Below are 15,024 nucleotides of genomic sequence, written 5' to 3' on the forward strand. Positions count from 1 at the left end.
GTCCCTTCCTTACGTCACTTGGCGGCGGCCGGGGCGTCCTCGCCGAGAAGCTTGCCGTCCGAGGTCTCGAACTGCTTCTTGAACTCGGCGATCGCGTCGGCAACAGCGGTGAGGGTGTCGTCCGACATCTTGCCGCCCTCCTTGATGGAGGTCATGAGGCCCTGCTCCTTGCGGTGCAGGTACTCGAGGAGCTCGCGCTCGAAGCGGCGGATGTCGTTGACCGGGACGTCGTCCATCTTGCCGGTGGTGCCGGCCCACACCGAGACGACCTGGTCCTCGGTCGACATCGGCTGGTACTGGGCCTGCTTCAGCAGCTCGACCATGCGCTGACCGCGCTCCAGCTGCGCCTTCGACGCGGCGTCCAGGTCGGAACCGAAGGCGGCGAACGCCTCCAGCTCACGGAACTGGGCAAGGTCGACGCGCAGACGGCCGGAGACCTGCTTCATCGCCTTGTGCTGCGCGGAACCACCGACTCGGGAGACGGAGATACCGACGTTCAGCGCGGGGCGCTGACCGGCGTTGAACAGGTCCGACTCCAGGAAGCACTGGCCGTCGGTGATGGAGATGACGTTGGTCGGGATGAACGCCGAGACGTCATTGGCCTTGGTCTCGACGATCGGCAGACCCGTCATCGAGCCGGCGCCCATCTCGTCGGAGAGCTTCGCGCAGCGCTCCAGCAGACGGGAGTGCAGGTAGAAGACGTCACCGGGGTAGGCCTCACGGCCCGGCGGGCGGCGCAGCAGCAGCGACACGGCGCGGTAGGCGTCGGCCTGCTTCGACAGGTCGTCGAAGATGATGAGGACGTGCTTGCCCTCGTACATCCACTGCTGACCGATGGCCGAACCGGTGTACGGCGCCAGGTACTTGAAGCCGGCCGGGTCGGACGCCGGGGCGGCGACGATGGTCGTGTACTCCAGCGCGCCGTTCTCCTCCAGCGCGCGGCGGACCGACGCGATGGTGGAGCCCTTCTGGCCGATGGCGACGTAGATGCAGCGGACCTGCTTGTTCGGGTCGCCGGTGCGCCAGTTGTCGCGCTGGTTGATGATCGTGTCGACGGCCAGGGCGGTCTTGCCGGTCTGGCGGTCGCCGATGATCAGCTGACGCTGACCGCGGCCGATCGGGGTCATGGCGTCGACGGCCTTGTAGCCGGTCTCCATCGGCTCGTGCACCGACTTGCGGGCCATGACTCCGGGAGCCTGGAGCTCCAGGGCACGGCGGCTGGACGTCTCGATCTCGCCGAGGCCGTCGATCGGGTTGCCGAGCGGGTCGACAACGCGGCCGAGGTAGCCCTCGCCGACGGCCACGGAGAGCACCTCACCGGTACGGGAGACCGGCTGACCCTCCTCGATGCCGCTGAACTCACCGAGGACGATGGCGCCGATCTCGCGCTCTTCCAGGTTGAGCGCGAGGCCGAGGGTGCCGTCCTCGAACTTCAGCAGTTCGTTGGCCATGGCCGAGGGCAGGCCCTCGACCTTCGCGATGCCGTCGCCGGCAAGGGTGACCGTACCGACCTCCTCGCGCGAGGCCGCGTCCGGCTTGTACGACTGGACGAAGTTCTCCAGCGCGTCCCGGATCTCCTCCGGCCGGATCGTGAGCTCCGCCATCTGGGTTCCCTGCTCTCCTTGTTGGGCCCGAAGTTTCAACTTGGGGGTCTGGGGGCGACCCCCAGGAATCCTCTGCACGGCCCAACTCGGGCCGTCTTACTACGTCGTATTGAGTTGCTGCTAGCTCGCCAGGCGGCGGCCGGCGTCCTCGATGCGGTCCGCGATCGAGCCGTTGATGACCTCGTCGCCGACCTGCACCCGGATCCCGCCGAGGACCTCGGGGTCCACGTCGATGTTGAGGTGCATCTGGCGGCCGTAGAGCTTGGCGAGGGCGGCGCCCAGGCGCTGCTTCTGCGTGTCGCTCAGCGGCACCGCCGAGGTGACGACGGCGACCAGGCGCTCCCGGCGCTCGGCGGCGAGCTTGGACAGGGACTCCAGTCCCGACTCCAGGCTACGTCCCCGCGGCGCGGTCACAAGGCGCGTCACCAGACGCTCGGTCGTCGCGGCGGCGCGACCGCCCAGCAGCCGGTGCAGCAGCTCGACCTTCGCCGAGGTGCCGGCGGCGCGGTCGGTCAGCGCGGCACGCAGCTCAGTGTTGGAGGAGACGATCCGGCCGAACCGGAACAGCTCGTCCTCGACGTCGTCGAGGGCGCCCCTCTTCTGCGCGGCGGTGAGGTCGGCGGTGTTCGCCAGTTCCTCCAGCGCGTCCACCAGGTCGCGCGACTGCGACCAGCGGGAACGCACCATGCCGGACACCAGGTCCACGGCCTGGCCGCCGACCTGGCCGCCGAGCAGACGCTCAGCGAGCCCGGCCTTGGCCTCACCGGCCTGCGCCGGGTCGGTCAGGACCCGACGCAAGCTGACCTCGCGGTCGAGCAGCGCGGTGACGGCGGCCAGCTCGTCGGCGAGCTTCGCCGCGTCGACGGACGTGGAGTCCGTCAGCGCGTCGAGACGCTCGCGTGCGGCGGCCAGTGCCTCGCGGCTCGCTCCGTTCATCGGGTGGCCTCGGCCTTCTCCTCGAGCTCGTCGAGGAAGCGGTCGATGACGCGGCTCTGCCGGGCGTGGTCCTCGAGGGACTCACCGACGAGCTTGCCGGCCAGCTCGGTCGCGAGGTGACCGACGTCCTGCCGGAGCGCGGACGCGGCGGCCTTGCGGTCGGCCTCGATCTGCGCGTGACCCGCGGTGACGATCTCCTCGCGCTGCCGCTGGCCCTCGGCGCGCATCTCGGCGATGAGCGCGGCACCCTGCTCCTGCGCCTCCTGGCGCAGACGCGCGGCCTCGTGCCGGGCCTCGGCGAGCTGGGCCTTGTACTGCTCGAGAACGCTCTGGGCCTCGACCTGAGCGGCCTCGGCCTTCTCGATGCCACCCTCGATCGCCTCGCGGCGCTCCTCCAGAACCTTGTTGATGTTCGGGAGCAGCTTCTTCCAGAAGAAGAAGAACACGATGGCGAAGGCGATGGTGCCGACGAGCAGCTCGGGGCCGGGAGGAATGAGCGGGTTCTGCTCTTCCTCGGCCGCCAGCTGAACCAGGTTGGCGATCACATCAGTGCCTTTCGTCGATGCGTGTCAGTAAGGAGTGATTACTTACCGAACACGAACGGCATAACGATGCCGATGAGGGCGAGCGCCTCACAGAACGCGAAGCCCAGAATCTGGTTGGCGCGGATCAGACCGGCCGCCTCGGGCTGACGGGCCAGGGCCTGGGTGCCGTTACCGAAGATGATGCCGATACCGATGCCCGGGCCGATGGCCGCGAGGCCGTAACCGATGGAGCCGACGGAGCCGTGGACGGTCTCTGCAGCGAGGGTCTGGAGAGCGGACATGCCGGTTCTTCCTTCTCTTTTACGGACCGGTGGGGGTTGGCCACCGGACGATTGGGGGTCAGCGGGCAGTGCGATCAGTGGTGCTCGGCGAGAGCGCCCTGAACGTAGGAACAGGCCAGGAGCACGAACACGTACGCCTGGATGGCCTGCACGAAGAGCTCGAAGAGGACCATGATCACGGTCATGACGAAGGAGACGCCCGCCGCCGGGATCATGTAGCTGTTCAGCAGGTACCAGCTGGCGACGGTGAACATCACCAGGAGCAGGTGACCGGCGAACATGTTGGCGAAGAGTCGGACCGCGTGGGTGAAGGGCCGAACGAGAACGTTGGAGAAGAACTCGATGACGACCACGAGCGGGAGAACCGCGCCGAGCGACTTGTCGTAGCCGGTGAGGTTCTTGAAGCCGCCGGCGAATCCGTGCTTCTTGAAGGTCAGCACCATCCAGGTCACGTAGACGACACCGGCGAGCACGGCCGGGAACGCAATGATCGACGCGACCGGGAACTGTGCCAGCGGGATCACGGACCAGACGTTCATGATCCAGATGAAGAAGAACAGCGAGACCATGAGCGGGACGTACTTCTCGCCCTCGCGCTTGCCCAGCGTCTCGTAGACGATGCCCCGGCGGACGAAGTCGTAGCCCGCCTCGCCGACCATCTGCAGCTTGCCCGGGACGACCTTGGCCTTGCCGAAGGCGGCCGAGAAGAAGACGGTGACGATCAGGGTGGTGATGAGAGCGAGCAGCATCACCTTGTTGAACTCGAACCCGCCGACGGTGAAGAGCGGCTTGAAGAGGAAGGAGTTCAGCCCCGGCGCCGGGAAGCCGCAGCCGTTGTCGGACAGAATGCGGCAATCCCACTCAAAGGCGAGCTGGGTCGGGTCAGCACTCACCGCGGGCTCCTTCGGCATGACGCATGGGTACGGCAACCTCGTTGTGTCGGCGCGGCGCGCGGCCGCGGGTCGGCACCGGACTGGTGTTACGGATGTGGGGGCGGCTGAGGGGCTTCGAGCCTCGCGATCGAACAGGCGTCAGCTCAGATGCCCGCGCCCGCGATGCCGCAGTTGGCACCGGACGATAGCAGGAGATCTCACAAGCCTTTATCCCGCCCCTACCTCTCACGACGACGACCCTGTCTTCTCGGGCCTGCCGCTCTTCTCGGAGTCCGGATCGACGTAGAAGATCTTGGACTTCATGTGTGCACGGGCCTGGGTGGCCATCCACACGACGGTCGCGACCACCAGGGAGAGCGCGAACGCCTTGCCGTTGAAGAGAGAGGTGCCCTTGAAGACGGCCACGAAGATCATGAGCAGCAGGAGTTGGGCGACATAGAGCATCAGCCCCATGGCCTGGAACAGCTGCGGGAGCGTTTTTGCCGTCCACTGCAGGACGTAGAGGCCGAGGCCCATGAAGAGCATCGACAGCACGACACCGACAGCCGCCCCGATCGCACCCTTGCCACCGGCGACCGCAGCGCTGACGGCGACGGCGACCACGCCGGCAGCCGCTGTGGGCACAGCGATCGGCACTAGGTTCCGGACGTCGTTGGACGGCATGGCGGCAACTCCGCTTTCAAAGGGGGGCAGGTGTCGTCATGGACGAGCGTAGTCCCGGGGCGAGGGAGGAACTCACGGCCAATGGACCGTCGCACTGCGGTCCTTTGGCTCTGTCCGGGGTTCTCGTGAACCGTATCACAAACTATTTGATGCGGTCTTTACCAAGAAGGTGTGCTCGCTGTCACACATGAGAGTGACAGTGCCCGTCTGTGCAAAAACAGGGCCAAGTTGTCTGGTATTGAGTCGCTTTGCAACCCCACGACTTGGCAATGCTCTAGTCAGATTCTTACCTTGCGAACGTCAGCGGGACGTTCCGGCCTTTCGCCTGTCCAAGAAGCGCGAACGGGCACCGAGAGCGGTCGCTCCGTTGACTCCCGCCACACCCGCCACGACCGGAGTGCGCTCCTCCGCGTCGCACGGCTCCTCCTCCGAGGCCTCAACTGCCGCCTGCGCCAAGGCCGCTGAGGCGGCACGACGACGGCGGTAGCGCGGCGGCACGAAGGCCTCGGCCCAGCGCGGGGTGCGCGGCGTGAAGCGCGGCAGCAGGAGCAGACCGAGGCCGATCGCGCTGAGGATCACGATGCCGAGCACGATCCACATTGACGCGGAGTTGACCGAGTAGGCGAGTGCGCCGAAGGCGATCAGCGCCGACCAGAAGTACATGATCAGCACGGCCCGGCTGTGCGAGTGGCCGATCTCCAGCAGCCGGTGGTGCAGGTGCCCGCGGTCCGCGGCGAACGGCGACTGGCCGCGCCAGGTGCGGCGCACGATCGCCAGCACCAGGTCGGCGGCGGGGATCGCGATGATCGTCAGCGGCAGCAGCAGCGGGATGTAGACCGGCACCATCTGGTGCACGGCCTGCCGCTCGGACCCGCCGAACAGGCTGTCCGGGTCGACCTGCCCGGTGATGGAGATCGCGCCCGCGGCCAGCACCAGCCCGATCAGCATCGAGCCCGAGTCGCCCATGAAGATCCGCGCCGGGTGCATGTTGTGCGGCAGGAAGCCCAGGCACATGCCCATCAGGACGGCCGCGAACAGCGTCGCCGGGGCGGCCGCCTCGATGCCGTACGAGTACCAGATGCGGTACGAGTACATGAAGAACGCGGCGGCCGCGATGCACACCATGCCGGACGCCAGGCCGTCGAGGCCGTCCACGAAGTTCACCGCGTTGATGGTGATCACGACGAGCGCCACCGTCAGCAGCGTGCCCTGCCACTGGGTCAGCGCCACCGTGCCGACCTTGGGGATCGGCAGCCACAGGATCGTCAGACCCTGCATGACCATCACGCCGGCGGCGATCATCTGGCCGCCGAGCTTGATCAGGGCGTCGATCTCGAACTTGTCGTCCAGCACACCGATCAGCCAGATCAGCGCGGCGCCGGACAGCAGCGCCCGCGGCTCGTTGGACTTGGTGAAGACCTCGTTGAGGTTCGTCAGATGGTCCGCGACCAGCAGCCCGGCGCACAGACCGAAGAACATCGCGATACCGCCGAGGCGCGGAGTCGGTTCCCGGTGCACGTCACGGGCCCTGATCTCCGGCATGGCTCCGGCCACGATCGCGAACTTCCGTACCGGCCCTGTCAGCAGATACGTCACCGCGGCCGTGATGCAGAGCGTCAGCAGGTATTCACGCACGGGCTTCCCCACAGGTCTCGCTGGCCATCTCAGCCCCACACCCTAGCGACGGACGCATATGAGTGGGGACTTCCGGGTAGCGACGATGGTTGCACGCGTGGCTGTGCGTGCGGTCGCACACACGTGGACGCAGGTGCGCCTACCCCCGCTCAGCCGGGATACGGCTGAAATCTACCGGCCAGCTCACGCACTTGATCACGCGCCTTCTGACTCTCCACCTCACCGCGCAGCACTTGTGCGAACAATGCGGCGATGTGAGACATCTCCTCCTCCCCCATCCCCTGTGTGGTCACCGCCGCCGTGCCGAGCCTCAGCCCGCGCGCGTCCCCGTGCGGCAGGGCGCAGCAGTCCAGCACCATCCCGGCCGCCGCGAGCCGCCCGCGCGCGGTGCGCCCGTCGACGCCGAGGGGCGCGGGGTCGGCGGTGATGAGGTGCGTGTCCGTGCCGCCCGTCGTCACGACCAGTCCCTCCGCGGCGAGCCGGGCCGCGAGGACTTTCGCGTTGGCGACGACCTGATGGGCGTACGCGGCGAACGCCGGTGTTGCCGCCTCCCCGAACGCGACGGCCTTGGCGGCGATGGTGTGCATCTGCGCCCCGCCCTGGGTGAACGGGAAGACCGCCCGGTCGACCCGTTCGGCCAGGTCGCTGCCGCACAGGAGCATCCCGCCGCGCGGCCCGCGCAGCACCTTGTGCGTGGTCGCGCAGACGATGTCGGCGTACGGCACCGGGCTGGGCGCCGCTCCCCCGGCGACGAGCCCGATGGGATGGGCGGCGTCGGCGATCAGATAGGCGCCCACCTCGTCGGCGACCTCACGGAAGAGGGCGTAGTCGATGTGCCGGGGGTAGGCGATGGAGCCGCACACGATCGCCTTCGGCCGGTGGCTGCGCGCCAGCGTCCTGACCTGGTCGTAGTCGATGAGCCCGGTCTCCGCGTCCACCCCGTAGCCGACGAAGTCGAACCAGCGGCCGGAGAAGTTGGCGGGCGAGCCGTGGGTGAGGTGGCCGCCGTAGGGCAGACCGAGGGCCAGGACGGTGTCCCCGGGCCGCAGCAGTGCCGCGTACGCGGCGAGGACGGCGGACGAGCCCGAGTGCGACTGGACGTTGGCGTGCTCGGCGCCGAACAGGGCCTTGGCGCGGTCGACGGCCAGCCGCTCGGCGACGTCGACGATCTCGCAGCCGCCATGGTGCCGGGCGCCCGGATAGCCCTCCGCGTACTTGTTGGCCAGCGCCGATCCCAGCGCGGCCAGCACGGCCGGCGAGGTGAAGTTCTCGGCGGCGATGAGCTGCAGCGTCGTCGACTGCCGGTCGAGCTCCCCGAGCAGGATCTCGGCCAGCTCGGGGTCCTGCAGCCGCAGGACGTCGGCGGTCGCGGGGGCATGGGTGACCGGCATGGTGGGCTCCGTACGTCGACGGTGACGTACGACCAATGTAGGCCCGGTACTGGTGGGGCGCCCGGTCGTGAGGTCTCTTCCGGGGAACCGTTGAGCCCCTTGACGACCCGTTGGCCGCCCGGGTCACCTGCGCGCGGGCACTCCGGTCAGCGCCGTCACCACCGGATCGAGCGCCTGGTGTATCTCGTCGCCGATCGACCGGAAGAAGGTCAGCGGTGCCCCGTACGGGTCGTACACCTCGTCCGCCTCCGCGGTGGGCGCCAGCAGCCACCCGCGTAGAGCCGCCGCCGCGCGCACCAGGGCCCGCGCGCGCACGACTATGCCCTCCTCCAGCGGGGGCAGGGTCGCCGGGTCGATCGCGCGGACCAGACGGGTGAACTCCTTCAGCGTGAAGGTGCGCAGGCCCGCCGAGTGGCCCATGGAGATGACCTGGGCACGGTGGTCGCGGGTGGCCGTCAGGACGAGGTCGGCCATGATGACGTGCTCGTCCAGCAGCTCCCGGCCGGTGAACTCGGAGGCGTCGGCGCCGAAGTCGGCCAGCACGGTCTCCGCGTTGGCTTCCATGGGCGCGCCCTCGTGGCCCCAGGTGCCCGCGCTCTCCACGATCAGCGCCGCGCCCAGGACGCCGAGCCGCTGTTTCACGTAATGCCGGGTCAGCCGCTCGGTGATGGGCGAGCGGCAGACGTTGCCGGTGCTGACGTGGAGGATGCGGAAGCAGTCGCGCGGAAGCCCCACGAACGTCGTCGTGATCTCCGCCATGCCTTCCCCGTTGCCTATGCCACGCCCCGCGTCAGGGGCCGTCAATTGGCCACCTCGAGGTCTGGTACGACCTTGCGCAGCTCCTCCGGCGACAGCGCGCCCTCGCGCAGCAGTACCGGCACCGGTCCGCTGACGTCGACGATGGAGGACGGCACGTTGCCGGGGGTGGGGCCGCCGTCGAGGTAGACGGAGACCGAGTCGCCGAGCATCTCCTGGGCGGCGTCGCAGTCCTCCGGCGCCGGGTGGCCGCTGATGTTGGCGGAGGAGACCGCCATGGGGCCGACCTCGGTCAGCAGCTCGATGGCGACGGGGTGCAGCGGCATGCGGACGGCCACCGTGCCCCGGGTGTCCCCCAGGTCCCACTGCAGGGACGGCTGGTGCTTGGCGACCAGGGTCAGCGCGCCCGGCCAGAACGCGTCGACCAGCTCCCAGGCCATCTCGGAGAAGTCCGTGACCAGGCCGTGCAGCGTGTTCGGGGAGCCGATCAGGACGGGGGTGGGCATGTTGCGGCCCCGGCCCTTGGCCTGGAGCAGGTCGGCGACGGCCTCCGAGGAGAACGCGTCGGCGCCGATGCCGTACACCGTGTCGGTCGGGAGGACGACCAGCTCGCCACGGCGGACGGCGGACGCGGCCTCGCGCAGACCGGTGATGCGGTCGGTCGCGTCGTTGGTGTCGTATCGCCGTGCCATATCTAGCGGGCCTCCTCGTACACGTGCTGCGGGCAAAGGACTCGGGCGGTGCTCACGGCAGTGCCTTGCGGGCCGTGGCGAACCGGGGGCGGTTGTTGAGGTCGGGGTGGTCGGCCGCGTCGGCCCAGCCGCGCTCCTCGGTGAAGATCCACGGCACCTGGCCGCCCTGGGTGTCGGCGTGCTCGATGACGACGACGCCGCCCGGGCGCAGCAGCCGGTGCGCGGTCCGCTCCAGGCCGCGGATGAGGTCGAGGCCGTCCTCCCCGGAGAACAGGGCGAGTTCGGGATCGTAGTCCCGGGCCTCGGGGGCGACGTACTCCCACTCGGTCAGCGGGATGTAGGGCGGGTTGGAGATCACCAGGTCGACCTGGCCGTCGAGGTCGCGGAAGGCGTCCAGGGCGTTGCCCTGCCGCAGGTCGACCCGCGAGCCCTCGACGTTCTTGCGGGTCCACGTCAGGGCGTCCTCCGACAGCTCCACGGCGTGCACCTTGGAACGCGGGACCTCCTGGGCGAGGGCGAGCGCGATGGCGCCGGAGCCGGTGCACAGGTCGACGATGGTCGGCTCCACGACGTCCATGGCGCGCACGGCGTCTATGGCCCACCCGACCACGGACTCGGTCTCCGGCCGCGGCACGAACACGCCCGGCCCGACTTGGAGTTCGAGATACCGGAAGTAGGCGCGCCCGGTGATGTGCTGCAGCGGCTCGCGCTGCTCGCGCCGGGCGATGACCTCCCAGTAGCGGGCGTCGAAGTCCGAGTCCTTCACGGAGTGCAGCTCGCCCCGCTTCACGCCGTGCACGAACGCGGCGAGCTCCTCCGCGTCGTTGCGCGGCGAGGGCACGCCGGCGTCGGCCAGCCGCTGGGTGGCCTGTGCCACCTCTGCGAGCAGCAGGTTCACGCAAGTCCTCCGTGTCGTACTGGGTCGTGCGTACGTACCTCTTACGCGGCCGCCAGCTTCGCCGCCGAGTCCGCGTCGACGCAGGCCTGGATCACCGCGTCGAGTTCGCCGTCCAGGACCTGGTCCAGGTTGTAGGCCTTGAAGCCGACGCGGTGGTCCGAGATGCGGTTCTCCGGGAAGTTGTACGTGCGGATCTTCTCGGAGCGGTCGACGGTGCGGACCTGGCTGCGGCGGGCGTCGGCGGCCTCCTTCTCCGCCTCCTCCTGCGCCGCGGCGAGCAGCCTGGAGCGCAGGATACGCATCGCCTGCTCCTTGTTCTGCAGCTGGCTCTTCTCGTTCTGGCAGGAGGCGACGACTCCGGTGGGCAGGTGCGTGATGCGCACCGCGGAGTCGGTCGTGTTGACCGACTGGCCGCCCGGCCCGGAGGAGCGGTAGACGTCGATGCGCAGGTCGTTGGGGTTGATCTCGACGTCGACCTCCTCGGCCTCGGGGGTGACGAGGACACCGGCCGCGGAGGTGTGGATACGGCCCTGGGACTCGGTCGCCGGCACGCGCTGCACGCGGTGCACACCGCCCTCGTACTTCAGCCGCGCCCAGACGCCCTGACCGGGTTCGGTGGCGCCCTGGCCGCCCTTGGTCTTCACGGCGACCTGGACGTCCTTGTAGCCGCCCAGCTCGGACTCGGTGGCGTCGATGATCTCGGTCTTCCAGCCGACGCGCTCGGCGTAGCGGAGGTACATGCGCAGCAGGTCCCCGGCGAACAGGGCCGACTCGTCGCCGCCGGCGCCCGCCTTGATCTCCAGGATGACGTCCTTGTCGTCACTCGGGTCGCGCGGGACCAGCAGCAGACGCAGCTTCTCGGTGAGTTCCTCGCGCTGCTTCTCCAGCTCCTTGACCTCGGCCGCGAACTCCGGGTCGTCGGCGCCGAGTTCGCGCGCGGTGTCGATGTCGTCGCCGGTCTGCTTCCAGGAGCGGTACGTGGCGACGATGGGAGTCAGCTCGGCGTAGCGCTTGTTGAGCTTGCGCGCGTTGGCCTGGTCGGAGTGGACCGACGGGTCGGCGAGCTTCTTCTCCAGGTCGGCGTGCTCACCGACGAGTTCCTCGACGGCCTCGAACATCTTGGGCTCCTGTACTGCGATGCGGAAGGGAAGGCGGGCGACCAAAAACGCCGGTCCCGGCGCGCCTGTGGAAGGGCGCGGCCGTGGACCGGCGCATTGGAGCTCGCTACTTCTTGGAGCCGGCCGCAGCCTTGCCGAAGCGGGCCTCGAAGCGGGCCACACGGCCACCGGTGTCGAGGATCTTCTGCTTGCCCGTGTAGAACGGGTGGCACTCGGAGCAGACCTCGGCGCGGATGGTGCCGCTGGAGATCGTGCTGCGGGTGGTGAACGACGCGCCACAGGTGCAGCTGACCTGCGTCTCGACGTACTCGGGGTGGATGTCGCGCTTCAAGGTGTCTCCTAGTTTCGGGAGGGCGCCGGGTCGCCGCCGCGGGATGCGACAGGCGTGAACCGGAGCCGACGTACCAGTCTGCCAGGACTGGGGCCATCCCCCAAAACCGGGGGCCGGGACGATCTATTCCACGACGCCCTTGGCGTTGCCCGACGCGGTGTCCTTGACGGCGCTCGCGGGGATCGCCCGGTCGTTCTTCAGGGCTTCCCAGACCTGCCGGGCCTTGGCCTTCTCGACGATGACGCGGTTGAGGTCCGCCGGGTCGTAGCGGACCGGCATGGTCACCATGTGCATGTCGCCGGAGCCGATGCCCTTCAGTCCGTTCGCGAAGGACATGAGCGACTTCACGGACCCGAGGTCGGAGTCGGTGGTCACGGTGCTGGTGGCGGTGTCGGCGAGGTCGTAGAGCTTCTTCGGGCTGGTGAAGATGCCGACGTGCTTGACCTGGTCGGCCAGTGCCCTGATGAACGCCTGCTGGAGCTGGATGCGGCCGAGGTCGGAGCCGTCGCCGACGCCGTGCCGGGTGCGGACCAGGCCGAGGGCCTGCTTGCCGTCGAGCTTGTGCGTGCCGGCCTTGAGGTCGAGGTGGCTCTGCTTGTCGTTGATGTCCTTGGTCGTGGTGACCGGGACACCGCCGAGTTCGTCGATGAGCTTCTCGAAGCCGCTGAAGTCGACCTCGAGGTAGTGGTCCATGCGCAGGCCGGTGAGGGACTCGACCGTCTTCACGGCGCAGCTCGCGCCGCCGGTCGAGTAGGCGCTGTTGAACATCACGCCCGAGGCGGCGTCGTGCTTGACGCCCTTGGAGTCGGTGCACTCGGGCCGGTCGATCAGGGTGTCGCGCGGCATGGAGACGACGCTCGCCCTCTTGTGGCCCTTGTAGACGTGCACGATCATCGCCGTGTCCGAACGGGCGCTGCCGTCGTCGGCGCCGCCGCCGAGCTTCTTGTTGCTGCCGGAGCGGCTGTCCGAGCCGAGGACCAGGATGTTCTCGGAGCCGTTGTCGGCCTTCGCCGGCCGGTCGGTGCCCAGGGCGCCGTTGATGTCGACGCTCTTGATGTTGCCGTTGAGCTTGAAGTAGAGGTAACCGGCGCCGGTGCCGCCCAGCGCGACGATGCCCGCGGCGGTCCAGGCCATCAGGATCAAGGCCTTGCGGTGTTCGCTGCGCGGCTTGCGGCGGCGGCCCTTGGCGCGGTCGCGCCGGCCCTCGGTGCCGGTCCCGCCCGGTATGCCGGGCTCCGGCGTGCTCTCGGCAGACATGTGCTCCTCGAATCTCGTCCGGTCGGATACCCCCTGCTTCCGGGGACAGGCCTGGAAAGGCGCGGCTGGTTACCGCTCCATCGTCGCTCCGTCGGGTCAGACGGGGAAACTCGAGAAAGGGTTGCACAACGCTCTGTGCCCAACCCGTGGAGGATTGGGCACAGAGCGTGAACATGTACACCGGGGAGTCCCGGTTCACCTGCGATGTCAGCCGAAGATGTCGTACTGCTGGAAACCGGTACCGACCGACACTCTTGTGGCAAAGATCTCGCTCGTCGCCTTACCGGTGCCCTTGTACAGGTAAAGGGTGCCGCCGGACGTACGGGCCAGGAAGTCCGCCTTGCCGTCGCCGTTCACGTCGCCGATCGCGTCGAAGGCGTTGTAGCCCGTCCAGGCGCTGCGCACCTTGATGCGGGACGAGAAGGCGCCGGTGCCGGACTTGCCGGTGCCCTTGTACAGGTACAGGTCGCCGGTGGACTTGTTGCGGGCGAGCAGGTCGGCCTTGCCGTCGCCGGTGAAGTCGCCCTTGCCGCGCACCATGTTGTACTGGTTCCAGCCGGTGCCGACCTGCACACGGGCGGCGAAGGTGCCGTTGCCGTTGCCGGGGTAGATCCACAGGGTGCCGCCGGAGTCGACCGACAGCAGGTCGGGCAGGTAGTCACCGGTGACGTCGCCGGGGGCGATGATCCGGGTCCGGGTGGTCCAGCCGCTGAAGATCTTGGTCTTGGACCAGGAGTCGCTGGACGGCACGTAGTGCAGCCAGTAGACGTCGCCGGTGGAGCTCTGGCGCAGCACGAGGTCCTGGTAGCCGTCCCGGTTCAGGTCGGTCTGCAGCACCAGGTTCACTCCGCTGTACGACCCCAGCGACTGCCGGGCGGCGAACGCCGAGCCGGTGGAGTCCTTCTCGTACGCCTCCTGCGTCGAGGAGTTGCGCACGAACAGGTCGGCCTTGCCGTCCGTGTAGCTGAGGTTGGTGTCGTCGACGTTCGCGTAGGCGGCACCGATGTAGGTGCTGACCTTCGAGAAGACGCTGTAGTAGCCCTTCGCGACGCAGTCCGTGACACCCCACGAGACGACGCCGACGATCCGGTTGTTCACGACGAGCGGTCCGCCCGAGTCGCCGTTGCAGGCGGCCTTGGTCCCGGTGTCGCTGCCGCTCTGCACGCCGGCGCAGACCATGTGTCCGGCGATGTACTCGGAGCCGTACACGTTCGAGCAGGTCGAGTCGGTGTGGATGGTCAGCGCCGCCGACTTCAGCGTGTCGGAGATGTCCTGGCTGGTGGAGCTGGTGCGCCCCCAGCCGTAGACCGTGGCGCTGGTGCCGCCGGCGTACGAGGCGGTGTCACCGGACGTCGTCATGCGGATCGGCGTCGCCTTGACCGGGGAGGCCAGGGTGAGGACGGCGATGTCGTTGTTGATCGTCGTCGGGCTGTACGACGGGTGGTTCCACTGCCGCAGCGGCAGCGAGACGGTGCCGCCGTGCAGGTCGGTGTTGCCGGAGCTGTCGGTGGTCGGCAGCTGGCTGGTGCCGGTCAGGACGGCGCCGTAGGCCTTCCAGTTGTAGCTCTTGCCGTTCTCGTCCTTGACGCAGTGCGCGGCGGTGAGGATCTTCGTCGGCGACACGACCGTGCCACCGCAGAAGAAGCCGATGTCGTCGCTGGTGTCGGAGGACGTGCCGTTGTCGTCGTAGTACCACAGCTGCGCCATCCAGGGCGCCGAGGTGATGGCGGTGTCGGTGCCGCCGATGACGTACGGGCTGACCGTGGAGCCGGAGGTGGTGGTGCTCGCGCTGTACGACGACTTCTGGGGAGCGGCCTCCCCGGCGGTGCCGTCGGTCGCGAGCGCGCCCGCGATCCGCTCGGTCAGCTCGGCGGTCGGCACCGAGCTGGTGGCGGGCTTGGCGGTCGGCGTCGGCACGGAGGTCGCGGCGCTGGCCGAGGAGGTCAGCACGGCGGCGCCGACGGCCGCCGCGACACCGGCGGCGGCGAGGGGCAGCACGAGACGCATCCGGCGTCTGTGACGAC

The 15,024-nt window shown here is 68.7% G+C and carries 15 protein-coding genes; all 15 read right to left on the reverse strand.

Going from position 1 to position 15,024, the window contains the following annotated elements; all coding sequences use genetic code 11:
* Positions 1–14 precede the first annotated feature (14 nt).
* The gene (atpA, locus tag ACQF4J_RS16455) at positions 15–1,604 is read right to left on the reverse strand and encodes a F0F1 ATP synthase subunit alpha (protein ID WP_351561408.1); all 1,590 of its coding nucleotides are present in this window, start codon (positions 1,602–1,604) and stop codon (positions 15–17) included.
* Positions 1,605–1,724: 120 nt separating this feature from the next.
* Positions 1,725–2,540: a F0F1 ATP synthase subunit delta gene (locus ACQF4J_RS16460; RefSeq protein ID WP_351561405.1), complete on the reverse strand. Its 816-nt coding sequence runs from the start codon at positions 2,538–2,540 to the stop codon at positions 1,725–1,727.
* Positions 2,537–3,085, reverse strand: a complete 549-nt coding sequence (locus ACQF4J_RS16465) for a F0F1 ATP synthase subunit B (protein ID WP_427165934.1) — start codon at positions 3,083–3,085, stop codon at positions 2,537–2,539. The genes ACQF4J_RS16460 and ACQF4J_RS16465 overlap by 4 nt, the downstream gene beginning before the upstream one ends.
* Positions 3,086–3,123: 38 nt before the next feature.
* The gene (gene atpE, locus ACQF4J_RS16470) at positions 3,124–3,366 is read right to left on the reverse strand and encodes an ATP synthase F0 subunit C (RefSeq protein ID WP_383676820.1); all 243 of its coding nucleotides are present in this window, start codon (positions 3,364–3,366) and stop codon (positions 3,124–3,126) included.
* 74 nt (positions 3,367–3,440) lie between these two features.
* Positions 3,441–4,211, reverse strand: a complete 771-nt coding sequence (atpB, locus tag ACQF4J_RS16475; RefSeq protein WP_427168588.1) for a F0F1 ATP synthase subunit A — start codon at positions 4,209–4,211, stop codon at positions 3,441–3,443.
* A 273-nt stretch (positions 4,212–4,484) separates the two neighbouring features.
* On the reverse strand, positions 4,485–4,922 hold the full coding sequence (locus ACQF4J_RS16480) for a hypothetical protein (protein WP_351561400.1): 438 nt from the start codon (positions 4,920–4,922) through the stop codon (positions 4,485–4,487).
* 300 nt (positions 4,923–5,222) lie between these two features.
* On the reverse strand, positions 5,223–6,557 hold the full coding sequence (locus ACQF4J_RS16485; RefSeq protein WP_351561398.1) for an MraY family glycosyltransferase: 1,335 nt from the start codon (positions 6,555–6,557) through the stop codon (positions 5,223–5,225).
* 149 nt (positions 6,558–6,706) lie between these two features.
* Positions 6,707–7,948: a serine hydroxymethyltransferase gene (glyA, locus tag ACQF4J_RS16490; protein WP_351803650.1), complete on the reverse strand. Its 1,242-nt coding sequence runs from the start codon at positions 7,946–7,948 to the stop codon at positions 6,707–6,709.
* 123 nt (positions 7,949–8,071) lie between these two features.
* Positions 8,072–8,752, reverse strand: coding sequence for a protein-tyrosine-phosphatase (locus ACQF4J_RS16495; RefSeq protein ID WP_351561394.1), 681 nt, complete (start codon positions 8,750–8,752; stop codon positions 8,072–8,074).
* On the reverse strand, positions 8,749–9,396 hold the full coding sequence (locus tag ACQF4J_RS16500) for an L-threonylcarbamoyladenylate synthase (protein WP_351561392.1): 648 nt from the start codon (positions 9,394–9,396) through the stop codon (positions 8,749–8,751). Before ACQF4J_RS16500 ends, ACQF4J_RS16495 begins: the two co-directional genes overlap by 4 nt.
* 52 nt (positions 9,397–9,448) lie before the next feature.
* A complete protein-coding gene (gene prmC / locus ACQF4J_RS16505) occupies positions 9,449–10,294 on the reverse strand; it encodes a peptide chain release factor N(5)-glutamine methyltransferase (RefSeq protein ID WP_351561390.1) in 846 nt (281 codons plus the stop codon).
* Between the two features lie 41 nt (positions 10,295–10,335).
* Positions 10,336–11,412 carry a peptide chain release factor 1 gene (prfA, locus tag ACQF4J_RS16510; RefSeq protein ID WP_351561388.1) on the reverse strand — a complete coding sequence of 359 codons (1,077 nt, stop codon included), beginning with the start codon at positions 11,410–11,412 and terminating at the stop codon, positions 10,336–10,338.
* Between the two features lie 106 nt (positions 11,413–11,518).
* Entirely contained in the window at positions 11,519–11,743 is a 225-nt protein-coding gene (rpmE, locus tag ACQF4J_RS16515) for a 50S ribosomal protein L31 (protein ID WP_019753312.1), read from the reverse strand.
* 123 nt (positions 11,744–11,866) lie between these two features.
* Positions 11,867–13,000: an LCP family protein gene (locus tag ACQF4J_RS16520; RefSeq protein ID WP_351561386.1), complete on the reverse strand. Its 1,134-nt coding sequence runs from the start codon at positions 12,998–13,000 to the stop codon at positions 11,867–11,869.
* Positions 13,001–13,207: 207 nt separating this feature from the next.
* Positions 13,208–15,007 carry a trypsin-like serine protease gene (locus tag ACQF4J_RS16525; protein WP_427165940.1) on the reverse strand — a complete coding sequence of 600 codons (1,800 nt, stop codon included), beginning with the start codon at positions 15,005–15,007 and terminating at the stop codon, positions 13,208–13,210.
* Positions 15,008–15,024 lie beyond the last annotated feature (17 nt).

This window comes from Streptomyces sp. C1-1 (assembly GCF_050214755.1).
Classification (GTDB): Bacteria; Actinomycetota; Actinomycetes; order Streptomycetales; family Streptomycetaceae; genus Streptomyces.